Origin of the sequence: Aeromonas sp. 603404 (genome assembly GCF_049171775.1) — a bacterium.
Lineage (GTDB): Bacteria > Pseudomonadota > Gammaproteobacteria > Enterobacterales > Aeromonadaceae > Aeromonas > Aeromonas veronii_A.
Genome location: NZ_JAAKPE010000004.1, coordinates 227147 through 247481, shown reverse-complemented (window position 1 = coordinate 247481; position 20335 = coordinate 227147). Strand labels below are relative to the sequence as shown.

Below are 20335 nucleotides of genomic sequence, written 5' to 3'. Positions count from 1 at the left end.
GTATTTTGTCAGTGTGTACTCTAAACTAAATTAGATAATAAATTCTAAGTGAAAACTCTATCTTCATACAGCAGTGGAAATTAGAGTTTTCTGCTTATGGTATATTCAAAACCTATAATATGAAAATTATATTGCGATAGTTTTTGCACACAAAAAATAACTCTCATGTGGTTTCTAACATAATCTTCTGAGCAATTTGCATGACTTTATGGACACAATCCAGCGGCATACTGGCCCGCAGCACTCAAATCAGCGCCTGTCTGGGACAGCCATTGGCGCGCTTTGCTTCCCCTGATGCCGTAAAGTCGGGTGATGTGCTGATCGGCTGGGGCCAGAAGGCTAATACCCACCAGATCAAGGAGCAGGCCAAGACCCTGAGTTTGCCCTATTGGCAGCTTGAAGATGGTTTTATCGGTTATATCGGCCATCCCGCCAGGGGGGGCAAGGCGGTCTCGCTGATCGCCGATCCGGTGGGGATCTATTACGATGCCCGCCAGCCCAGCCAGCTTGAGCAATTGATTGCCACCCCGTGCGAGCCACAGATGTTGGCACGGGCCGAACGATTGATCGGTGAGCTGGTACGCCTCGGGGTCACCAAATACAACTGTTATGCCACTGCCCCCGGTCAGTCGATTGCCAGCGGCAGCGTGACCGCCCTCTCTGCTGTCGGGGACTATGGCGGCTTGCCATCAGGGCTTGCCACACGTCTGCAGCAGAGCGCCAAACCCAGGGTCCTGCTGGTCGATCAGGTGGCGGGGGATCTCTCCATTCCGGGGGCGCTGGCCAGTGAAGCTGATTTTGTGGCGATGGTGGAGGCGGCGCGCCGCAATCATCCCGATGCGCGCCTGCTGCTGCGCACCCATCCCGATACTCGCCTTGGCAAGAAGCGCGGGGTGTTGGCCCGTCTGAACCTGGATGATGTGGAGATTGTGGCCGATCACTGCCATCCCCATGCGCTGCTCAATGTGGTGGATGCTGTCTATACGGTGTCATCCCAGCTTGGTTTTGAGGGCCTGTTGCTTGGCAAGCCGGTCTATTGCTTCGGTATGCCGTTTTATGCGGGTTGGGGGCTGACCCATGACAGCAAGCAGTGTGAACGGCGCAACGTAAAAGTGTCGCTCGCCCAGCTGGTCGCGGCAGCCTTGATCCGCTATCCCCGCTATCTCGACCCTGTGCTGGGCCAGCGTTGCGAGGTAGAGGAGGTGATCGCCATTATTGCGAATCAGCGCCGCCCCGCGCCGCGCTGGCGCCGGCTCTATCTGGTCGGTTTCTCGCTGTGGAAGCGGGCATTTATGCAGGCGTTTTGCCAGCATTTGGCCGATGAGTTGCGCTTTGTGCGCAAGCCACCCAAGCGGTTGACCGGTGACGAGCAGATATTGGTGTGGGGTAGCCGCCACCCTGATCTCGCCTCTGCAATCCGGGTCGAGGATGGTTTTATTCGCTCGAGGGGGCTGGGCTCCAATCTCTGTCGTCCCTCCTCCTTGTCACTGGACCCGGTCGGGATCTATTTCGACAGTCGCACTCCCAGCGGGCTGGAACAGTTGCTCAACTATCAGGAGTTGACAGAGGCGGAGGTCAAGCGCGGGGATGCGCTGCTCGCCTTGCTACGGGAACACAGGGTCAGCAAATACAATGTGGGCGAGCCGCAGCACTACACCAGGCCCGATGATGGCCGTGAGCTGGTGCTGGTGGTGGGTCAGGTGGATGGCGATGCCTCCATCCTGACCGGGAGCCCCCATATTCGCAGCAACGAGCAGTTGCTGTGGGCGGTGCGAGCGGCCAAACCCGACGCTCATATTCTCTACAAGCCACACCCTGATGTGGTGGCGGGCAATCGTGGTGGGGCGATTTCTGCGGCCTGTCTGGCGGAGTGTGTCGATAGCCAGGTGCTGGATATTGGGCTCACCAGCCTCTATCCCCATGTGGATGAGCTGCATACCATGACCTCGCTCAGTGGCTTCGAGGCGCTGGTGCAGGGGGTCAAGGTGACGACCTGGGGCCAACCCTTCTACAGTGGCTGGGGGTTGACCACGGATGCCAATCCGCCTGCTCGTCGTCAACGTAGTCTGCCGCTGGCGGCGCTGGTCTATCTGACGCTGGTTGCCTATCCGCTCTATCTCGATTGGCAGACCGGGCTCTGGATAAGTCCGGAGCAGTTGATCCACCAACTGGCGAAGCAGGGACACTCATCGGCTCAAAAAGCGAGCCGCTGGCAACGCTGGCAGCTCAAGCTCGGTTACTTGTTCCAGACGCTCATGCAGCGCCCCTCTCTCTCCCCGTTTTTGAGATAAGTCGTCAATGAAGATTTTGTTACTGCAAGGCCCGCTTGGCCCTTTCTTTCAGACCCTGAGTCGCCAGTTGACCGAGGCGGGACATCAGGTGGTGAAGATCCATTTCAATGGCGGGGATGAGTGCTGGCCCTGTGCCGGAAAAAATCTGCGTTTTCGCGGGAAACCGGAAAGCTGGAACGCCTTTTTCCGCCGGGTGCTCAAGCAGCAGGGTATCGATACGGTGATCTGTTACGGGGACTGCCGTTATTACCATCTGGAGGCTGGCCGTATCTGCAAGTTGAAGCGAGTGCCATTCTGGGCGATGGAGGAGGGCTATCTCAGACCCGATTTCGTCACGCTGGAGCAGGGTGGGGTCAATGCCTTCAGCCCCTGGTATGAGCGGCGCGATCAACTTGCCCAACTGGATTGGCCTGTGCCTTATGACAGCTCACTCAAAGTGGGCAAGACCTTTGCGGTGCGCGCCTGGTATGCCAGTCGCTACCACATCAACAAGTCGCTGTTCCGTTGGCGTTATCCCCACTTTGTGAATCACCGTCCCTGGAGTCTGGTGCAGGAGGCGATGGGGTGGGTCTGTGGCGCCATGGTGAAATACGGCAACTTGCGCCAGGATCGCGCCCTGCTCAAGGCGTTGCCCCGGCACGCCGGGCGGATCTTTTTTGTGCCACTGCAAGTGACCGAGGATTTTCAGATCCGTGAGCACTCTGACCTGAGCGGGGTAGAGGAGATGGTTGCGCAGGTGATCAACTCCTTTGCGGAGCATGCCAAACCCGAAGATGTGTTGCTGTTCAAGCACCACCCCATGGATCGGGGCTATGTCAGTTATCGTGCCCAGATAAACAGGCTCATCGCGGTGCTTGGCCTGGAGGGGAGGGTCTTTTACGGTTATGAACTGCCGCTGCCAACCCTGTATCCCTTGCTCAAAGGGGTGATCACCATCAACAGCACGGTCGGTCTCTCTGCTCTGCTCCATGATGTACCCACCTTTTGCATGGGGCGGGCACTCTATGATATTGACGGTCTGACCACCAAAGGTTCGCTGGCCTCCTTCTGGCTCTCGCAGAGCCCGGTATGTGCCGAGACATTCAAACGGGTGCGCCACTCCTTGCTCCATCTGACCCAGCTCAATGCCAGTTTTTACCGTCATCTGAAAATGAGTGCGCTGGCGGTCATGGAAAAAATGAAGCTTTCAGCGCCGAATATGCGTGATGAGCTTGTATCGCCGGAACGCCGTATGAGGGTGAATAATACCATGTGCCTTACATTACCCTGGCTGGCCACTCTCGATGGTATTAGCGACCCGTTTACATCTATCGGTTCAACCGCTCTGATGTTACTCGTTTGATGTCTGCCTATTTTTGATTTAGTGTGTTAGTGAGAGGTAAATAAAATCAGGAAGGTTAACATGAACATTCACGGTTGCTTGTTATCCATTGGACTCTTGGGGCTGCCGACATTTTCCATGGCAGCTGAACATGATCTTTCACTTATTATTCACGGGGCATCAATACACAGTGATTGTTCGCAGGGAACAGGAAAAAAAAGCAAAACCTGTGACTTTAATGGTTTTAACCCGGGATTGGGATTGGCGTGGGTGTTCTTGGGTGACAACGACACGGGAAAACTTGCGCTGCGCGGCGGGCTTTATCGGGATTCTCTAGAAAATACAGCTGGTTATGCGGGTTTCTCTTATCGGAAAGAGTGGTATCTCACCGAACATGTTTTTGCTGGGGTAGGGGCGCAGGCGGGTTATCTCAACGGTTCGGGTATTGATGGTTTTGCCGCTTTGCCGATAGTGATACTGGGTTACAAGTCAGTTGCATTGGAAGTCGGTTATGCACCCAAGGTTGATTGGGTACCTGGGGGAGACCATGTCGCGGTCACCACCTTCTCATTGCGATGGACGCTGTAATATTAGCGAAATATGATCGCCATTACGCATTGTACTTTGTCATTTTGCCACGTTTTTTTAATACACATTTGTGGTGGATATAATCTGGCAAGCTGTGTGAAATATATTTCAGGCCAGATTTTGACTTGTGAGTCATAAAATGGTGCCTCATTTTATCTGAGCAACAATTATTGTGGATTTATTTCAAGATGAGCTAAGTGGCATATTCATTTATCAATATTGATTGCATCTGGAACATTTAAAAATAAAAAGCCCTTCACCATGGTGAAGGGCTTTTTGCTATCTGGCGTTAGCCGATGGGGTCGCCCCGCTCTGGCTTAGTAGCCCTGCTGGTGCACGTCCATCACGGCGCGGCCTGACGGGTCGGCCATCTCCTTGAACTTGGCATCCCACTCCAGCGCGGTGGGGGTGGAGCAGGCGACCGACTTGCCGTAGGGCACGGTACGGGCGGCGGCTTCCAGCGGGAAGTGCTCGTCGAAGATGGCGCGGTAGAAGTAGGCCTCCTTGGTGAGCGGGGTGTTGATGGGGAAGCGGAATGCCGCCGCCTCGAACATCTGATCCGTCACTTCCTGCTCCACCATGGCTTTCAGGCTGTCGATCCACGAATAACCTACGCCGTCGGAGAACTGCTCCTTCTGGCGCCAAGCCACTTCGTGGGGCAGCAGATCTTCGAACGCTTCGCGCAGGATGTGCTTCTCGATCTTGCCCTTGCCGCACATCTTGTCGGCAGGCTGCAGGCGCATTGCCACGTCCATGAACTCCTTGTCGAGGAAGGGCACGCGACCCTCGACACCCCAGGCTGCCATCGACTTGTTGGCGCGCAGGCAGTCATAGAGATGTAAAGAGGCGAGCTTGCGCACGTTCTCTTCGTGGAACTCGCGGGCGTTGGGCGCCTTGTGGAAGTAAAGGTAGCCACCGAACAGCTCGTCAGAGCCTTCGCCGGAGAGCACCATCTTGATCCCCATCGCCTTGATGTAACGGGCCATCAGGTACATGGGCGTGGAGGCGCGGATGGTGGTGACGTCATAGGTCTCGAGGTGATAGATGACGTCGCGCAGGGCATCCAGACCCTCCTGCACGGTGAAGTGGATCTGGTGGTGGATGGTGCCGAGGTGATCAGCCACCTTGCGGGCGGCGGCGAGATCCGGCGACCCTTCCAGGCCGACAGCGAAGGAGTGCAGTTGCGGCCACCAGGCTTCGCTCTTGCCATCGTCCTCGATGCGGCGCGCCGCATAGAGCTTGGTAATGGCGGAGATAACGGAGGAGTCCAGCCCGCCGGAGAGCAGCACGCCATAGGGCACGTCACACATCAGCTGGCGTTTGACCGCCGCTTCCAGCGCCGCTTTCAGCTCGGCCTTGTCGCTGACGTTGTGCTCGACCGCGCTGTATTCCATCCAGTCGCGCTTGTACCACTGTTTGAGCTCGCCATCCTTGCTCCACAGATAGTGTCCCGGCGGGAAGGTTTCGACGCTCTTGCAGACCGGCACCAGCGCCTTCATTTCGGAAGCGACATAGAAGTTGCCGTGCTCGTCGCGACCGGTATAGAGGGGGATGATCCCCATGTGGTCGCGACCAATCAGGTAGGCATCCTGTTCGGCGTCATAAAGAATGAAGGCAAAGATGCCGTTGAGATCGTCGAGAAACGCCGGGCCCTTTTCCTTGTAGAGAGCCAGCAGCACTTCACAGTCGGATTTGGTCTGAAACTGGAAGTCGACCTTGAGGGTCTTTTCCAGCTCCTTGTGGTTGTAGATCTCGCCGTTGACCGCCAGCACATGGGTGCGCTCGGGGTTGTAGAGCGGCTGGGCGCCATTGCCCGGATCGACGATGGCCAGACGCTCGTGCACCAGAATGGCTTTGTCTGAGCTGTAGACGCCGGACCAGTCAGGCCCGCGGTGACGCAGTCGCTTGGACATCTCCAGCGCCGATTTGCGCAGGGCAACTGCATCGGACTTGATATCCAGAATGCCGAAAATTGAACACATTGGCGGTAATCCTCTTGATTTTTATATGAGCCCCCCACGTTTGGGCTCGAAATTCCATTTACATTCCTCGTCAGACACAATGCCTAGCGGAAAAACCTTTTGCAAGCGGGAAAACCGCAGAAAATCATGCCGTAAGCGTCAAGCAGATCAACAGGATAAGGATTGTTGCAACGGGGCCGGGTGACGTGAACGTCAAGCCGAGGCGGGTTCGAAGATCACATAGACCTTGCGACAGGGGGTAAGAGTCTCCCACTCGCCGACAAAGCCTGCCGGAATCACGAATTGATCGCCGGGTTTGAGGGCCAGCTGGCCGCCCAGACTGTCGTGGATCACCACATCCCCTTCCAGCAGCTGGCAATACTCGTGCTCGGTGTAGTGAATGGTCCAGCGGCCCGGCTCGCAAGCCCAGAAGCCCACGTGAAACTGCTGGCTTGGGTCGGAGTAGTGGTTCCACACCGTTTGCGCCGGGTTGCCCGCTTTAATGCGCTCGGGGGCTGGCATCAGCGGGGTAGGGGCCGCCTCGTGGCGGCCCGGCAAAATCCAGTCGTTGAGGGTCTTCATGGTGCCTCCCTGGCAATGGGGATATGAAAACGGGGCCATCCAGGCCCCGCATTTGTTCGTTTTATTAAACGAGGTTGTGCATAACTTAAACGATGCGCATTCCCTTGCCAAGAGCCGCAGCCCGACGACTCAAAGCGGCTGCAAGCGGCGGATCACATGACGGGCAAAGCCGCTGCCTGCTTCGTTGTAGACGTTGAACACTGCATCCACGCCCTGCTCCTGCAGGGAGGCGATATCATCCTCGAAGCGGACGATGGCGGCTATCTTGCCGTTGAACCCGTGGCTGCGCAGCTTCTCGATGGCGTAGAGATTCCCCGAGTGGTGGGGCATCGCCAGCAGCACCAGATTCACCTGATTGGAGAGCAACACCTTATCCCAGAAGTCGGTATCGGTGGCATCCCCCTCGATGACGTTCATCCCCTGGGCTCGCAGGGTGGGTAGCTTCTCGCTGTCGTTCTCCACTCCGAGGATGACGTTGCCGTATTTGTTCTCCAGCTCGAAGTAGGCCCCCTGACCGATCCGCCCCATGCCGAGGATGATCACCTCCGCATCGCCCAGCTCGATGGGTCTGTCTTCCGGATGGAGGTTGCTCGCCTGCAATCCCCGCAGCCAGTGGCCGATGCGATGGTAGATGCGCTCACTCTGAGCATTGAGCGGGGCAGAGATCATAAAGCTGGCCGCCAGCGCCAGCGAGACCGCCACCAGCCACTCGTGGGAGAGCCAGCCCGCCTTGGCGGCGATGGCGGCGACGATCAGGCCAAACTCCGAGAAGTTGGTGAGCGCCAGGGTCGAGAGCAGGGCGGTACGCACCCGCAGGTGTGCGCCGCTGTAGACCAGATAGTAGAGCGCGCTTTTGAGCGGCAGGGCCAGCACCAGCGCCAGCGCCAGCAACATGGTGTCGTGGGTCGGCAGGCCGTTGAGGCCGATGGTGAGAAAGAAGCAGACCAGAAAGAGGTCTTTGAGGTTGAAGAGCGCCTTGGCCAATCCCGCCGCCGCCGGATGAGAGGCGAGCAGCATGCCGATGATGAGGGCCCCCAGATCCGGTTTGAGGCCGACCACTTCAAAACCGGCTGCCCCGACCACCAGCGCCAGAAACACGCCGAACAGCACCTGCAACTCGCCGTGCCCGGCACGCTCCAGCAGCTTGAACAGCAGCGGGCGCAGCAGCGGCAGCCCCAGTACCCAGAGCGCCCAGATGCTGGGCCATTTGCCGCTGGAGAAGGCCAGAAAGGCCACGGCGAACACATCCTGCATCACCAGCACGCCGATGGCGATACGGGCGTAGAGGGCATTCATGTCGCTGCGATCTTCCAGCACCTTGACCGCAAAGACGGTGCTGGAGAAGGAGAGGGCAAAGCCCAGCAGCAACGCCAGTTTCCAGTCCAGCGAGAGGGCAAGTTCAAGCCCCAGCCCCTTGCAGACCAGCAGCACCATGGTAAAGAGCAGGGTGGAGAGCAACAGGTGCAGGCTGGTGGTGCCCCACACATCGCGCCGCATCAGGGTCTTGATATTGAGTTTGAGGCCGATGGTGAACAGCAGCAGGGTGACGCCGAGATCGGCCACCTCGCTCAGGGCGGGGGTATTTTCATATCCCATGCCGTTGAGGATAAAACCGGCGGCCAGAAAGCCGAGCAGGGGGGGCAGGCCAATCAGATTGACTACCATGCCGCAACCAAAAGCCACGGCGATCAGAATGGGTTCCATAACAGATCCTGCAAGGGCAGGAGAGACCTGCCCTGTTTAACGCTTGGGTGGTGATTAGACGATATCGATGTCGACCACTGAGTCGAAAATATGGTTCGGGCGAAACGGCATGCGGTCGATATCGGCGACCTTACTCACCCCGGAGAGCACCAGCACCGTCTCGAGACCGGCCTGAAAGCCCGCCAGAATGTCGGTGCGCAGGTTGTCGCCGATGATGATGGTGTCGTCTGAGTGGGCCTCCATCCGGTTAAGCGCCGCACGGATGATCCAGGCGCTCGGCTTGCCGACATAGAACGGCTTCTTGCCGGTCATCCGCTCGATGGGGGCGCACAGGGCGCCGCAGGCCGGGTGCATCATGGGGCCGTGGGTATCGGGGTTGGTGGCGATAAAGCGAGCCCCCTGATCGACGAACTTGGCCCCCTGTTGCATCATGGTCCAGTTGTAGTTGCGGGTCTCGCCCACCACCACGAAGTCGGGGTCTATGTCGGTGATGGTGAAACCGGCCTTGTAGAGCTCGTGGGTCAGCGCCCCTTCGCCGATCACATAGGCCTTCTTGCCATCCTGACGCTTGAGGAAGTCGGCGGTGCCCATGGCGGAGGTATAGAAGCACTCCTCCGGCACTTCGATCCCGGCGGAGCGGAAGCGGTTTTGCAGATCTTTCTGGGTCTGGGCCGGGTAGTTGGTGAGGAACAAGAGCTTGCTGCCCTGCTCCAGCAGGCGATGGACGAAACGGTCGGCACCGGGGATGAGATCGTTGTTGTGCAGGATGACACCGTCGATATCGCAGATGACGTTCTTCTTCATGAAAACTCCTTGTCAGGGCGCAGGCGAGCCGCCAATCGTTAAGATGTTCAATCATTTATGATTTTTGTGACGCCATTATAAGTCTGTTTGATGACAAGTCTCCCCTGTCTCGTCACTTCGGTGCACAATAAAGCTGCCGTCGGGTCAGTCTGGTGGAGGGGCTGACACCGGATCACTTTGCTGATGGAGCCGTTGCCATGGACACCCCGATTCCCAAGCCAGTCACCCCCGAACACCTCACCGCCGCGCAATTTATCGCCGGACTGCCGAAACTGGAGCTGCACCTGCATATCGAGGGCAGCCTCGAACCCGAGCTGATGTTTGAGCTGGGCCGCCGCAACGGTGTGCCACTGCCCTGGCCCGACGTGGCCAGCGTGCGCGCCGCCTATGACTTTGACTGCCTGCAATCCTTTCTCGACCTCTACTATCGCGGCGCCAGCGTGCTGGTGACCGAGCAGGACTTCTTCGACCTCACCTGGGCCTATCTTGAGCGGTGCGCCGCCGACAAGGTGGTGCATGTGGAGATCTTCTTCGACCCGCAGACCCACACTGCCCGCGGTATCTCCTTTGCTACTGTGCTCGGCGGTATCGAGCGGGCGCTGCATAGCGGGGAGAAGGAGTTTGGCATCAGCTGGCGCCTTATCATGAGCTTTTTGCGCCACCTGAGCGAGGATGAAGCGTTCGCTACGTTGGCAGAGGCTATGCCCTTCCTGTCGCGCATTCATGGCATCGGCCTCGACTCGGGGGAGAAGGGCAATCCGCCTACCAAGTTTGCCCGGATTTTTGCCAAATGCCGCGAGCTGGGGCTGCCGGTAGTGGCTCATGCGGGCGAAGAGGGGCCTGCCGACTACATCTGGCAGGCGATCAACGAACTGCAGGTGTGCCGCATCGATCACGGGGTGCGCTCGGCCGACGATCCCGAGCTGCTGCGCTATCTGGCCGATACCCGGTTGCCGCTCACCGTATGCCCCCTCTCCAACACCCGGCTCAAGGTGTTCGGCAATATGGCCCAGCACAATGCGTTGCGGCTGCTGGAGCAGGGGCTCTGCGTCACCATCAACTCGGACGATCCCGCCTACTTTGGCGGCTATATGAATGCCAACTTTGTGGCGCTGGCCGATGGCCTTGGCGCGACCATGAGTCAGCTCTGCCGCTTGTCGCTCAATGCGGTGGAGGCGAGCTGGCTAAGCTTGGCCGACAAGGCGCGGCTGACCCGGGAGATCCGCAGTTATGCCGAGACTCACGGGGTGATCCTGCACTGAGTCAGGCGCCAATGAAGTCGAGATGACATGCACTATATAAAGAGAGGCCCGCCATCACTGGCGGGCCTCTTTCGTTTCAATGATCGGTGTGGTTATCGGGGAAGGTCAGCCTTATGCCACTCGCACCAGAAACTTCTCACCCTGTCCTTCGCGCTTGAAGCGCTCGAGCAGGGTGGGCAGCGCCTCAAAGTCGCCGACCACCAGCGGCGGCAGGGTCAGCTCGCCGCTCGCCATCTGCTCCATCATGGCGACACCGGCGGCGACCAGTCGGCTCCACTGTTTGTCCGAGCCAAAGGCGTGCTGGGCACCGAGTGCAATCTCGTGCAACGAGTGGCAATGGCTAAAGGCGGGCAGCGGGTTGTGCGGAATGCGTCCCAGCACAGTCACCATATGGCCGTAATAGCCAAGGGCGGGCAGCAGGCTCTCTGCCTGTTGGCTCGAGACCAGATCGATGATCCCCTCGAACGGCTCGTTGCCGTTGGCGGCCTGCAAGGTGGCAAGCCAATCGGGATCCCGATAATCGGCCACCCCCTGCACGCCGATCTGTTTGAGCCACGGATGGTGGCGTGGGCTGGCGCTGGCAAATACCCGCACCCCCTGTTTGAGGGCGAGCTGCACCGCAAAGCGGCCGACGCTGCTGCCGGCGCCGGTGATGAGTAGCGCTTCCCCGTGCAGGCGCGGCAGCTTGGCCAGTGCCTGCCAGGCGGTGAGACCGGGACAGGGCAGGGCGGCGGCAGCCTCGTCGCTCAGGGCATCGGGTACCGGCAGCAGGGCGCGCGCCGGTACCCGGGTGTGACGGGCAAAGCTGCCGTGGTGGCGCAGATCGGTGTGGTAGGCGACCCGGGCGCCGAGACGCAGATGGCTGACGTTGGCGCCGAGCGCCACGATCGTGCCCATGCCATCGACGCCGGGCACCTGACCGTCCTGCCAGTGGGAGTGGCCATATTCGATCAGCTTCCAGTCCACCGGATTGAAGGCGATAACCCGGTTGGCCACCAGTACCTCATCGGGGCCAAGGGGGGAGAGCGGGAGGTCGGCGAGGGTGAGCTGATCCGGTTCACCCGGGGCATGCCAGCACCAGGCTTGGGTGTGATTCATGATGACTCCTTGCGAAACAGTGGGGAGAGCTTGATGAGATTACTGCAACAGCAAGACAGTTAAACTTCCACTGTTGCAATAGCGCAACAATACGGCAGGCCCCAACCTGTGGGGCCTGCTTATCGTGGTCTGCTGGCCATTGGCAAGCAACGGCCGGTTTTATGCGTCATCGGCCTGATAGGTCGGGTAGTCGGTCAGTCCCTTCTCGCCGCCGCCAAACAGGGTGGCCGGATCGTGGGGGGCCAGCGGATAGCCGTGGCGCAGCCGCTCCGGCAGATCCGGGTTGGCGACGAAGGGACGGCCAAAGCCAATCATGTCGGCCCAGCCCGCCTTGAGGGCGGCGCGCGCCCGCTCGCCGTCATATTTGCCGGCATAGATCAGGGTGTTGGGGAAGGCATCGCGCAGACCCTGCTTGAAGTTCTCCGGCATCAGGGGGGCATCGTCCCAGTCCGCTTCGGCGATGTGCAGGTAGACCACGTTGAGCTGGCCCAGCAGGCGGGCGGCGGCCAGATAGGTCTCCTGCGGGTTGGCATCGACGGTGCCGTTGAGGGTGGTGAGCGGCGCAAGACGCACCCCGACCCGGTCAGCGCCGATCTCGCTGCAGACCGCTTCGGTCACCTCCTTGAGGAAGCGCAGCCGGTTCTCCAGCGAACCGCCGTAGCCGTCGGTGCGGGCGTTGGACTCGGAGTCGAGGAACTGGTTGATGAGGTAGCCGTTGGCGGCGTGCAGCTCGATGCCGTCAAAACCGGCGCTGATGGCGTTGCGAGCCGCCTGACGGAACTGCCCCACCACCGCATCGATATCGGCCTGGGTCATGGCGCGCGGGGTGACGGTCTCGACAAAGCCGGGGGCATCGCTGCCGTTATCGACAAACACCTTGACGCCGACCGCTGGCAGGGCCGAGGCCGAGATGGGTTGGGCGCCACCGATGTTGTCGGGATGAGTGACCCGACCTACATGCCAGAGCTGGGCGAAGATGGTGCCATGTTTGGCATGAACTGCGTCGGTCACCAGCTTCCAGCCAGCGATCTGATCGGCGCTGTAGATACCCGGCGTCCAGGCGTAGCCCTTGCCCATGGGATCGATCTGGGTGCCCTCGCTGATGATAAGGCCGGCACCTGCGCGCTGGGCGTAGTAGCTGGCCATCATGGCGTTGGCCACATCACCGGGCTGACTGGCGCGGGAGCGGGTCATGGGGGGCATGACGATGCGATTGGCAAGGTGCAGCTGACCAAGACGCTGCGGGCAAAAGAGGTGATCGTGGCTCATCTTGAGTTCCTCATGGTGGGATTGAGGGTGACTCTAGCCGCCAATAGCGTTGCAACAAAGAGGGGTAATTGCACCATTGAATTGCACTGCATGCAGCAATCGGGGTTGGCAGGGGATGAACGTCGCGCTGGATAGCTGGCGGGGCAGAGAGGGCGCTGCAATCGGCGCATCACATGCAAATGCAAGGCGAATAAAAAAAGAGGGCTCGCTGGCCCTCTTCTCATGGTTGCGTTGCGGCTCGATTAGCCAGCGACCGGCATCACCCGTACCCGCTCGATGCGCCGCTCGCTCACCTCCAGCACCTCGAAGTTGAGCGCCTGCAGTTGCAGCTGCTGGCCCGGGGTAGGCAGAGAGCCAAAGTGGGAGAGCAGCATGCCGGCCAGGGTCACGTACTCGTCGCTCTCGCTCACCAGCCCCTCGTGCTCCAGCACCTGCTCCACATGGTGGATGTTGGTGCTGCCGTTGATGAGCCACCCTTCGCCATCGCGGATCATGTCGGGGGTTTCGTCTTCATCCGGCAGCTCGCCGACGATCGCTTCCAGCAGGTCGTGGGTGGTGACCAGACCCTGGATCACGCCGAACTCGTCAGCCACCAGAATGAGGCTCCCTTTCGCCTTGCGCAGCTCCGCCAGCAGCTTAATCACGTTGATGGTCTGCGGCACGATAATGGGGTCGTTCTGCTTGGCCAGTGCGCTGAGTGACTGTCCCTCGTTGAGGGCAAACAGCAGGTCGCGCGCCTTGACCACGCCGATCACCTCGTCCAGATCCCCGTCACAGACCGGGAACAGGCTGTGGGGTTCGCGCTGCAGCAGGATGCGGATATCCTCGCTGGTGTCGTTGATATCGATCCAAGCCATCTCGGAGCGCGGCGTCATGATGGTGCGGATGGAGCGCTCGGCCAGCGACAGCACGCCGGTCACCATGTAGCGCTCCTCCTCGCCAAAGCTCACCGGTGCGGCGGCCGGGGCATCCAGATCATCGTCCGGTCTGTCCTGATAAGCCTTGCTCCCCATCAGCTTGAAGATGGCGGCAGTGGTGCGCTCGCGCAGCGGCTGTTTGGCTTCGTGGCGCATGGCGCTGTGCTGGGCCAGCTGGTTGAAAAACTCGATCAGCACCGAGAAGCCGATAGCCGCGTAGAGGTAGCCCTTCGGAATATGGAAGCCGAAGCCCTCCGCCACCAGGCTGAAACCGATCATCAGCAGGAAGCTCAGGCAGAGCACCACCACGGTCGGGTGGGCGTTGACGAAGCGGGTCAGAGGCTTGGAGGCGAGCACCATCACCACCATGGCGATGGTCACGGCCGCCATCATCACACCGAGATGCTCCACCATACCGACCGCGGTGATGATGGAGTCCAGCGAGAAGACCGCGTCCAGCACCAGAATTTGGGCGATCACCACACCGAAGCTGGCGTAGGCGCCGACCGGGCCATCATCGTGGGGTTTGGCCTCCAGCCGCTCGTGCAGCTCGGAGGTGGCCTTGAACAGCAGGAAGATACCGCCCCCCATCAGGATCAGATCGCGACCGGAGAAGGGGTGATCCCAGATATGCAAAATGGGGGTGGTGAGGGTGACCAGCCACGACATCACGCTCAAGAGTACCAGCCGCATCAGCAGGGCGAGGCCAAGGCCGAGTACGCGCGCCTTGTCCCGCTGGGCGGGGGGCAGCTTTTTCACCAGAATGGCGATGAAGACCAGGTTGTCGATCCCGAGTACGATCTCGAGAATGATCAGGGTAAAAAGACCGATCCAGATGTGGGGATCCAGCAGCAATTCCATTATGTGACCTCAAAAAAACAGACAGAGCGAACAGTGAACAGGGCTAGCGAAAGCCGCAGCGACAGCAAGGCAATGGCGTTATTCAGAGGCGCTGGTTAAGCAGAAACAGATAGCTTTTGACGGGAAGAAACGAAGGGCAACTTCGGGGATTGTCCATGATGGGCAATAAAACCTCGGGTTAAAAATGAGCCCTGATGATAGCGGCTGGTGCCAATTTGGCAAGTGGGCGGTGTCGGGATGTGACGCAGCCGGTGGAGGCTGGCAGCCAGCCTCCACCGGTTATCGGGTTACAACCAGCGCTTTTCGCGGGTGAAACAGACCGAGAGCCAGGCATCGCCCAGGGTATCGCCGAGGCGGGACCAGAGCTCCTGACGCAGGGCATCTTGCCGCTCGATGGGCCACTCCTGACCCGGGGCGACCAGAATGTTGAGTTCGAGATCGAAGCGGCGACCGCTCTTCGCCAGATGGCTGTAGCACTCGACGCCGTGACGCTGGCGCAGCGCCTCGACTTCGTTCTCGACCAGCTGGGAAACATCCCCTCTGGGGGCGATTTTCAGCACTTCCCGCAGGTTGCGACCGAGCACCTTGATGGGAATGAGGGTAGCGCAGAGGGCCAGCAACGAGACCAGCACCGGGTCGATATAGCGATTGTATTGGCCGTAGCCGATGGCATCGAGGCCGATGGCGACCACGAAACCGATAAGCAGGGTGGCACTGAGCAGGGTATCCACCAGCCACTCCTTGGAGTCTACCCGCACCAGTTCGGAGTCAACCTGCTCGGCGACCTGGGCTTCAATCCGGTAGAGGATGGCGCAGAAGAAGGTGGAGACAACGGCATAGATGAGGGCATGACCGAGATCGATCTCCCGTCCCCCTTCAAACAGGGTGGTGAGGCCGTTGTAGAGTGCCGCCAGACAGAGCAGCAGAATAATGGAGCCGTTGATGACGTTGGCGATGGGCTCGAAGTGCGCATAGCCATACTGGAAGCGGTCATCGGAGGGGCGGGTGACGAGGTAGGCGGTGACCAGACCGAGGCCTGTCATGCCCATGCTGAACAGGGTGAAGATACCATCGAGCATGATGGCGTTGGAGCCAACGAAGAGGCCGTAGCCGATGCCGAAGATGGCGAAAGTGATGCAGCCAAACAGCGACAGGGTGAGCGCCTGCTTCTCTGTGGTGACCAGCGTACTGATAACATGGCTGTGGTGAGCCATAAAAGTCCTCCTTTCAAATGGTTAATATTGCTACGCGCAAGCGGTTTTCGAGCTGATATACTGCCCGCTCACATGTGAGCGGACTGGCCTGATTGCCATTGACGGGCGATGGGTCAGTCGTAGTCGCCGGGGTGCCGGCATCAAGCAAATAAGGGAACAAGGATTCATGATCCCGAGACTCGATTACCAGGACAGTTTGTCACCCACAACCCTGTCGTTCCTAGAGTTGCTAGGGCGCAGCGCCTTTCGTGGTGATATCGAAAAGTCTTATGCAAGCCGGTTGGCGATGGCGACGGACAACAGCGTCTATCAGGTAGTACCTCAGGCGGTTCTCTATCCGCGCAGTGCGGACGACATAGCAGTGATGCTCAAGCTGGCGGCGGAGCCGGCGTACCACACTCTGAGTTTTTTCCCTCGCGGTGGCGGTACCGGCACCAACGGTCAGTCATTGGGCGGTGGCATTATCGTCGATCTCTCCCGTCATATGAACCAGATCATGGAAATTAATCTGGAAGAGGGGTGGGTGCGTGCCCAGGCCGGGGTGGTGAAAGACCAGCTCAACGCCTACTTGAAACCCCACGGTTACTTCTTCTCGCCGGATCTCTCCACCTCCAACCGCGCCACTCTGGGCGGCATGATCAACACCGATGCCTCGGGGCAGGGCTCGCTGGTTTACGGCAAAACCTCGGATCACGTACTGGGGCTCAAAGCCGTGCTGGAGAACGGTGACCTGATGGCCGCCGAGCCGCTAAGTGGCGAGCGACTGGCCGACAAGCTGGCGCTGGAGAATCGGGAAGGGGAGATCTATCGCACCCTCTATCGCATCGGCAAGGAGCGCCGTGCCGACATCGAGGCGACCTTCCCCAAGCTCAACCGCTTTCTGACCGGTTACGATCTCAAGCACCTCTATCAACCCGATACCGACACGCTGGATGTGAGTCGGGTGCTGTGCGGCTCGGAAGGATCCTTGGGCTTTATCACCGAGGCCAAACTAAATATCACCCCCATCCCGCGCTACCGTACGCTCGTGAACGTCAAGTACGACAGCTTTCCTTCGGCTCTGCGCAACGCCCCCTTTATGGTGCAGGCGCAAGCGCTGTCGGTGGAGACGGTGGACTCCCGGGTGCTTGGGCTGGCCCGTGCCGACATCATCTGGCATTCGGTCAAAGAACTTATTCAGGATGTGCCCGGCAAGGATCTGCAGGGACTCAACATTGTCGAGTTTGCCGACACCGACGAGGCGGAACACAAGGCCAAGGTGGCGGAGCTCTGCCGCCGTATCGACGACCTGCTGGCCAAGGGTGAGGCCGGGATTATCGGCTATCAGGTATGTGACCACCTGCCGAGCATCGAAACCATCTACACCATGCGCAAGAAGTCGGTGGGGCTGCTGGGCAACGCCGAAGGGCGCAAGAAGCCGGTGGCCTTCACAGAAGATACCGCCGTGCCGCCCGAATCCCTGGCCGATTTCATCATGGAGTTTCGCGCCCTGCTGGACGCCCACGGCCTCGACTACGGCATGTTTGGCCACGTCGATGCCGGTGTGCTGCACGTGCGCCCGGCGCTCGACTTGTGCGATCCCGATCAGGAGGTGCTGCTGCGCCGCATCTCCGATCAGGTGGTAGCGCTCACGGCCAAATATGGCGGCCTGATGTGGGGGGAACATGGCAAGGGCTTTCGCTCCGAATACAGCCCCGCCTTCTTTGGCGAGTTGTGGGAAGAGTTGCAGCGCGTCAAGGGGGCGTTCGACCCGGCCAACCGTATCAACCCGGGCAAGATCTGTATCCCCTATGGCAGCGATGCCGAGCTGGTGTCGGTGGATGGCCCCAAGCGCGGCAAGTTTGACCGCCAGATCCCGCTCGCGGTGCGAACCAGCTACACCCGTGCCATGGATTGTAACGGCAACGGTCTCTGCTTCACCTTCGAGACCGACTCCCCCATGTGCCCCTCGGTCAAGATCAGCCGTGATCGTCGCCACTCCCCCAAGGGGCGGGCGGGCCTGATGCGTGAATGGTTGCGTCAGCTGGCAGAGCAGGGCTTCGACCCGTTGGCGGAAGAGGTGGCGCTGCAATCCGGTGGCGTACGCTTCAAACAGCTGGTGGACAAGGTGCGCAACAGCTGGGCCAAACAGCGCGGCGAGTATGACTTCTCCCACGAGGTGATGGAGGCGATGGCTGGCTGTCTGGCCTGCAAGGCATGCACCAGTCAGTGCCCGATCAAGGTGGATGTACCCGATTTTCGCGCCCGCTTTATGCAGCTCTATCACGGTCGCTACCTGCGCGCCCCCAAGGATTACTTCGTCGGCACCGTCGAAAGCTATACGCCGCTGCTTGCCAAGGCGCCGAAGCTGGTCAACTTCTTCCTCGAAAAAGAGTGGGCCCAGAAGGCGACCGAGAAGAGCATCGGCATGGTCGATGTGCCGCTGCTCTCGGTGCCGACCCTGGCTGAGAGCCTGCACGATAACCGCGCCCGCTATTTTGATCTGCCGGGACTGGAGCGGATGAGCGTCGAGCAGCGCAAGCAGGTGGTGCTCATCGTGCAGGATCCCTTCACCAGTTATTACGATGCCCCCGTGGTGCGCGACCTGGTGAAACTCGCCAGCAAGCTCGGGTTCCAGCCCTATCTGCTGCCCTTTAAACCGAACGGTAAACCCCAGCATATCAAGGGGTTCCTGCGCGCCTTTGCCCGTACCGCGGCCAACAGCGCCCAGTTCCTCAATAAGGTAGCGGCGCTTGGCATTCCCATGGTGGGGGTGGATCCGGCCATGGTGCTTTGCTATCGCGACGAGTATGCCAAGGCGCTGGGGTCGGCTCGCGGCGATTTTCAGGTGTTGTTGCCGCAGGAGTGGCTGCTCTCGCTGCCGGCAGATCAGTTGCCTGCTCGAACCGACAAGACCAAGAGCGAGGAGGGGAGCGAGCCCTGGTATCTCTTTGCCCACTGCACCGAGAAGACCGCCAAGCCCTCCACTCACGGTGACTGGAGCACCCTGTTTGGTCGCTTCGGGGCCAGTTTGCAGCCGGTCTCTGTGGGGTGTTGCGGTATGGCGGGCACCTATGGTCACGATGTCAAACAGGTGGAGAACTCCAAGGGCATTTATGGGTTGAGCTGGGCTGACCCGCTAGCCCGTCTACCCAAAGCGCGCTGTCTGGCGACCGGCTATTCGTGCCGTAGTCAGGTCAAGCGGATGGAGGGGGAAAAGCTCAAACATCCATTGCAAGCCCTGCTGGAGCTGCTCTGATGCTGACGTTTCCCAAGCGGTTTCGGGTGCCGAAGGCCTATCGGCACCCACGTTTCTTGCTGTTACCTGCCACTCCCGCTCAGGCGGTGGTGGAGTTTGTCGCCATGTTGCGCGAGCGCGAGCATCTCCATCAGCTGTTTCGCCCGAACGATCTCTGGCCCTCGGCCAATTTCAGCCTGAGCCAGCACGAAGGGGATCTGGAGTGGCAGCAGTCGGAGTTTCTGGCCAAGCGCTCGTTCGCCTATGGCCTCTGGAGTCCGGATCGGGAGCCGCAATTTTGGGGTGGGGTTTATCTCTACCCCTCGGTGCTGCCGGAGGTAGCGGTGGAGCTCTTCTTCTGGAAGGTGGCAGAGGCGCCCATCACAGATGAGGAGCTGGAGATTCAGCTGCGCGACTGGCTCGCCAGGGTGTGGCAGTGGCCAGCCCCCCGCTTGCCGGGGCGAGATGTGCCCTGGGCCGAGTGGCCCGGCGTTACCTACCCCTGGTGACATCCCGCTTAAGGGCATGATTGTGTAACACGCAGCGCCGGGTCGGGGCTGCGTTGTTACCACGTCACCCGGTAACCAACAACTCACATAACCGAACCATGTTGCCGGTGGAGGGCGTTTCACCCATATCGGTACGCATTCATCGCTTACATAAGGAGTCTGCTCGCAATGAGTCACGATATTGCGCCCATCTGGCGTAAACCCATGAGTCTGGAGGGGCTCAACGCCACCTCTCGCAACACCCTGATGGCCCATCTCGATATCGTCTACACGGCTTTTGGCACCGATTGGCTTGAAGCGACCATGCCGGTGGATCATCGCACTCACCAGCCCCTGGGCATGCTGCATGGCGGCGCATCCGTGGTGCTGGCGGAAACCTTGGGATCGATTGCCGCCAATATGGCTGTCGGGCCAGATAGCTACTGTGTGGGGCTGGAGGTGAATGCCAACCATCTGCGAGCCAAGCGGGAAGGGGTGGTGACCGGGCGTTGCACGCCGCTCCATCTGGGAGCAACAACCCAGGTGTGGCAGATTGAAATTCGGGACGAACGTGAGCGTTTATTGTGCACCAGCCGACTGACCATGGCGGTGCTCAAACACAAGCGGGGCAAGGACTCCAGCGAGGAGTGATCTGCAATAACGCACTATGAGTGCAAAATAAGCAAGCCATACTCGCCAGATCCCTCTATAATTGCCAACGTCTTGAGAGGCTTATCACATTTTTCAAGACAGCAGAA

15 protein-coding genes are annotated in these 20335 nt (G+C 59.6%); 7 read left to right on the top strand and 8 right to left on the bottom strand.

Annotated elements, in window-relative coordinates; genetic code table 11:
• Nucleotides 1-200: 200 nt before the first annotated feature.
• Genes G5306_RS08430 through G5306_RS08420 form a run of 3 tightly spaced genes read left to right on the top strand, consistent with a single transcriptional unit; the run spans nucleotide 201 to nucleotide 4200 of the window.
• On the top strand, nucleotides 201-2291 hold the full coding sequence (locus G5306_RS08430; RefSeq protein ID WP_421312719.1) for a capsular polysaccharide biosynthesis protein: 2091 nt from the start codon (nucleotides 201-203) through the stop codon (nucleotides 2289-2291).
• A 7-nt stretch (nucleotides 2292-2298) separates the two neighbouring features.
• Complete coding sequence (locus G5306_RS08425) at nucleotides 2299-3633, top strand: capsule biosynthesis protein (RefSeq protein WP_421312718.1); 1335 nt, start codon at nucleotides 2299-2301, stop codon at nucleotides 3631-3633.
• A 60-nt stretch (nucleotides 3634-3693) separates the two neighbouring features.
• Nucleotides 3694-4200, top strand: a complete 507-nt coding sequence (locus tag G5306_RS08420) for a hypothetical protein (protein ID WP_227342501.1) — start codon at nucleotides 3694-3696, stop codon at nucleotides 4198-4200.
• Between the two features lie 317 nt (nucleotides 4201-4517).
• On the opposite strand, the gene asnB is transcribed toward G5306_RS08420, so the two are convergent.
• The 4 genes from asnB to G5306_RS08400 all read right to left on the bottom strand — a co-directional run bounded on the left by asnB (nucleotide 4518) and on the right by G5306_RS08400 (nucleotide 9251).
• Nucleotides 4518-6182: an asparagine synthase B gene (gene asnB / locus G5306_RS08415; protein WP_005361356.1), complete on the bottom strand. Its 1665-nt coding sequence runs from the start codon at nucleotides 6180-6182 to the stop codon at nucleotides 4518-4520.
• Between the two features lie 192 nt (nucleotides 6183-6374).
• Nucleotides 6375-6743: a cupin domain-containing protein gene (locus G5306_RS08410; protein WP_279623734.1), complete on the bottom strand. Its 369-nt coding sequence runs from the start codon at nucleotides 6741-6743 to the stop codon at nucleotides 6375-6377.
• 129 nt (nucleotides 6744-6872) lie between these two features.
• Nucleotides 6873-8447 carry a cation:proton antiporter gene (locus G5306_RS08405; RefSeq protein WP_368195624.1) on the bottom strand — a complete coding sequence of 525 codons (1575 nt, stop codon included), beginning with the start codon at nucleotides 8445-8447 and terminating at the stop codon, nucleotides 6873-6875.
• 54 nt (nucleotides 8448-8501) lie between these two features.
• A complete protein-coding gene (locus G5306_RS08400; protein WP_005337281.1) occupies nucleotides 8502-9251 on the bottom strand; it encodes an HAD-IIA family hydrolase in 750 nt (249 codons plus the stop codon).
• Nucleotides 9252-9448: 197 nt separating this feature from the next.
• On the opposite strand from G5306_RS08400, the gene G5306_RS08395 reads away from it, so the two are divergent.
• Nucleotides 9449-10513: an adenosine deaminase gene (locus tag G5306_RS08395; protein ID WP_421312717.1), complete on the top strand. Its 1065-nt coding sequence runs from the start codon at nucleotides 9449-9451 to the stop codon at nucleotides 10511-10513.
• A gap of 111 nt (nucleotides 10514-10624) precedes the next feature.
• Here the strand turns inward: G5306_RS08395 and G5306_RS08390 are convergent, their stop codons facing one another.
• The 4 genes from G5306_RS08390 to G5306_RS08375 all read right to left on the bottom strand — a co-directional run bounded on the left by G5306_RS08390 (nucleotide 10625) and on the right by G5306_RS08375 (nucleotide 15872).
• Nucleotides 10625-11611 carry a zinc-binding dehydrogenase gene (locus G5306_RS08390; RefSeq protein ID WP_421312716.1) on the bottom strand — a complete coding sequence of 329 codons (987 nt, stop codon included), beginning with the start codon at nucleotides 11609-11611 and terminating at the stop codon, nucleotides 10625-10627.
• Between the two features lie 159 nt (nucleotides 11612-11770).
• Nucleotides 11771-12880, bottom strand: a complete 1110-nt coding sequence (locus G5306_RS08385; RefSeq protein ID WP_043849805.1) for an alkene reductase — start codon at nucleotides 12878-12880, stop codon at nucleotides 11771-11773.
• A gap of 242 nt (nucleotides 12881-13122) precedes the next feature.
• Nucleotides 13123-14658 carry a TerC family protein gene (locus tag G5306_RS08380; RefSeq protein WP_421312715.1) on the bottom strand — a complete coding sequence of 512 codons (1536 nt, stop codon included), beginning with the start codon at nucleotides 14656-14658 and terminating at the stop codon, nucleotides 13123-13125.
• A gap of 287 nt (nucleotides 14659-14945) precedes the next feature.
• On the bottom strand, nucleotides 14946-15872 hold the full coding sequence (locus tag G5306_RS08375; RefSeq protein WP_421312714.1) for a cation diffusion facilitator family transporter: 927 nt from the start codon (nucleotides 15870-15872) through the stop codon (nucleotides 14946-14948).
• Nucleotides 15873-16038: 166 nt separating this feature from the next.
• On the opposite strand from G5306_RS08375, the gene G5306_RS08370 reads away from it, so the two are divergent.
• From G5306_RS08370 to G5306_RS08360, 3 genes are all read left to right on the top strand, one after another.
• Nucleotides 16039-19110 carry an FAD-binding and (Fe-S)-binding domain-containing protein gene (locus G5306_RS08370; RefSeq protein ID WP_421312713.1) on the top strand — a complete coding sequence of 1024 codons (3072 nt, stop codon included), beginning with the start codon at nucleotides 16039-16041 and terminating at the stop codon, nucleotides 19108-19110.
• A complete protein-coding gene (locus G5306_RS08365) occupies nucleotides 19110-19598 on the top strand; it encodes a hypothetical protein (protein ID WP_421312712.1) in 489 nt (162 codons plus the stop codon). The genes G5306_RS08370 and G5306_RS08365 overlap by 1 nt, the downstream gene beginning before the upstream one ends.
• 168 nt (nucleotides 19599-19766) lie before the next feature.
• Nucleotides 19767-20228 (top strand): hotdog fold thioesterase, encoded by a 462-nt coding sequence (locus G5306_RS08360; protein WP_064336666.1) that lies wholly within the window; start codon nucleotides 19767-19769, stop codon nucleotides 20226-20228.
• Nucleotides 20229-20335: the final 107 nt, after the last annotated feature.

What these genes read in the sequence shown, in the direction of transcription:
- G5306_RS08430 (WP_421312719.1), top strand. Translation starts at nt 201, where the DNA reads ATGACTTTATGGACACAATCCAGCGGCATACTGGCCCGCAGCACTCAA.
- G5306_RS08425 (WP_421312718.1), top strand. Translation starts at nt 2,299, where the DNA reads ATGAAGATTTTGTTACTGCAAGGCCCGCTTGGCCCTTTCTTTCAGACC.
- G5306_RS08420 (WP_227342501.1), top strand. Translation starts at nt 3,694, where the DNA reads ATGAACATTCACGGTTGCTTGTTATCCATTGGACTCTTGGGGCTGCCG.
- asnB (WP_005361356.1), bottom strand. Translation starts at nt 6,182, where the DNA reads ATGTGTTCAATTTTCGGCATTCTGGATATCAAGTCCGATGCAGTTGCC.
- G5306_RS08410 (WP_279623734.1), bottom strand. Translation starts at nt 6,743, where the DNA reads ATGAAGACCCTCAACGACTGGATTTTGCCGGGCCGCCACGAGGCGGCC.
- G5306_RS08405 (WP_368195624.1), bottom strand. Translation starts at nt 8,447, where the DNA reads ATGGAACCCATTCTGATCGCCGTGGCTTTTGGTTGCGGCATGGTAGTC.
- G5306_RS08400 (WP_005337281.1), bottom strand. Translation starts at nt 9,251, where the DNA reads ATGAAGAAGAACGTCATCTGCGATATCGACGGTGTCATCCTGCACAAC.
- G5306_RS08395 (WP_421312717.1), top strand. Translation starts at nt 9,449, where the DNA reads ATGGACACCCCGATTCCCAAGCCAGTCACCCCCGAACACCTCACCGCC.
- G5306_RS08390 (WP_421312716.1), bottom strand. Translation starts at nt 11,611, where the DNA reads ATGAATCACACCCAAGCCTGGTGCTGGCATGCCCCGGGTGAACCGGAT.
- G5306_RS08385 (WP_043849805.1), bottom strand. Translation starts at nt 12,880, where the DNA reads ATGAGCCACGATCACCTCTTTTGCCCGCAGCGTCTTGGTCAGCTGCAC.
- G5306_RS08380 (WP_421312715.1), bottom strand. Translation starts at nt 14,658, where the DNA reads ATGGAATTGCTGCTGGATCCCCACATCTGGATCGGTCTTTTTACCCTG.
- G5306_RS08375 (WP_421312714.1), bottom strand. Translation starts at nt 15,872, where the DNA reads ATGGCTCACCACAGCCATGTTATCAGTACGCTGGTCACCACAGAGAAG.
- G5306_RS08370 (WP_421312713.1), top strand. Translation starts at nt 16,039, where the DNA reads ATGATCCCGAGACTCGATTACCAGGACAGTTTGTCACCCACAACCCTG.
- G5306_RS08365 (WP_421312712.1), top strand. Translation starts at nt 19,110, where the DNA reads ATGCTGACGTTTCCCAAGCGGTTTCGGGTGCCGAAGGCCTATCGGCAC.
- G5306_RS08360 (WP_064336666.1), top strand. Translation starts at nt 19,767, where the DNA reads ATGAGTCACGATATTGCGCCCATCTGGCGTAAACCCATGAGTCTGGAG.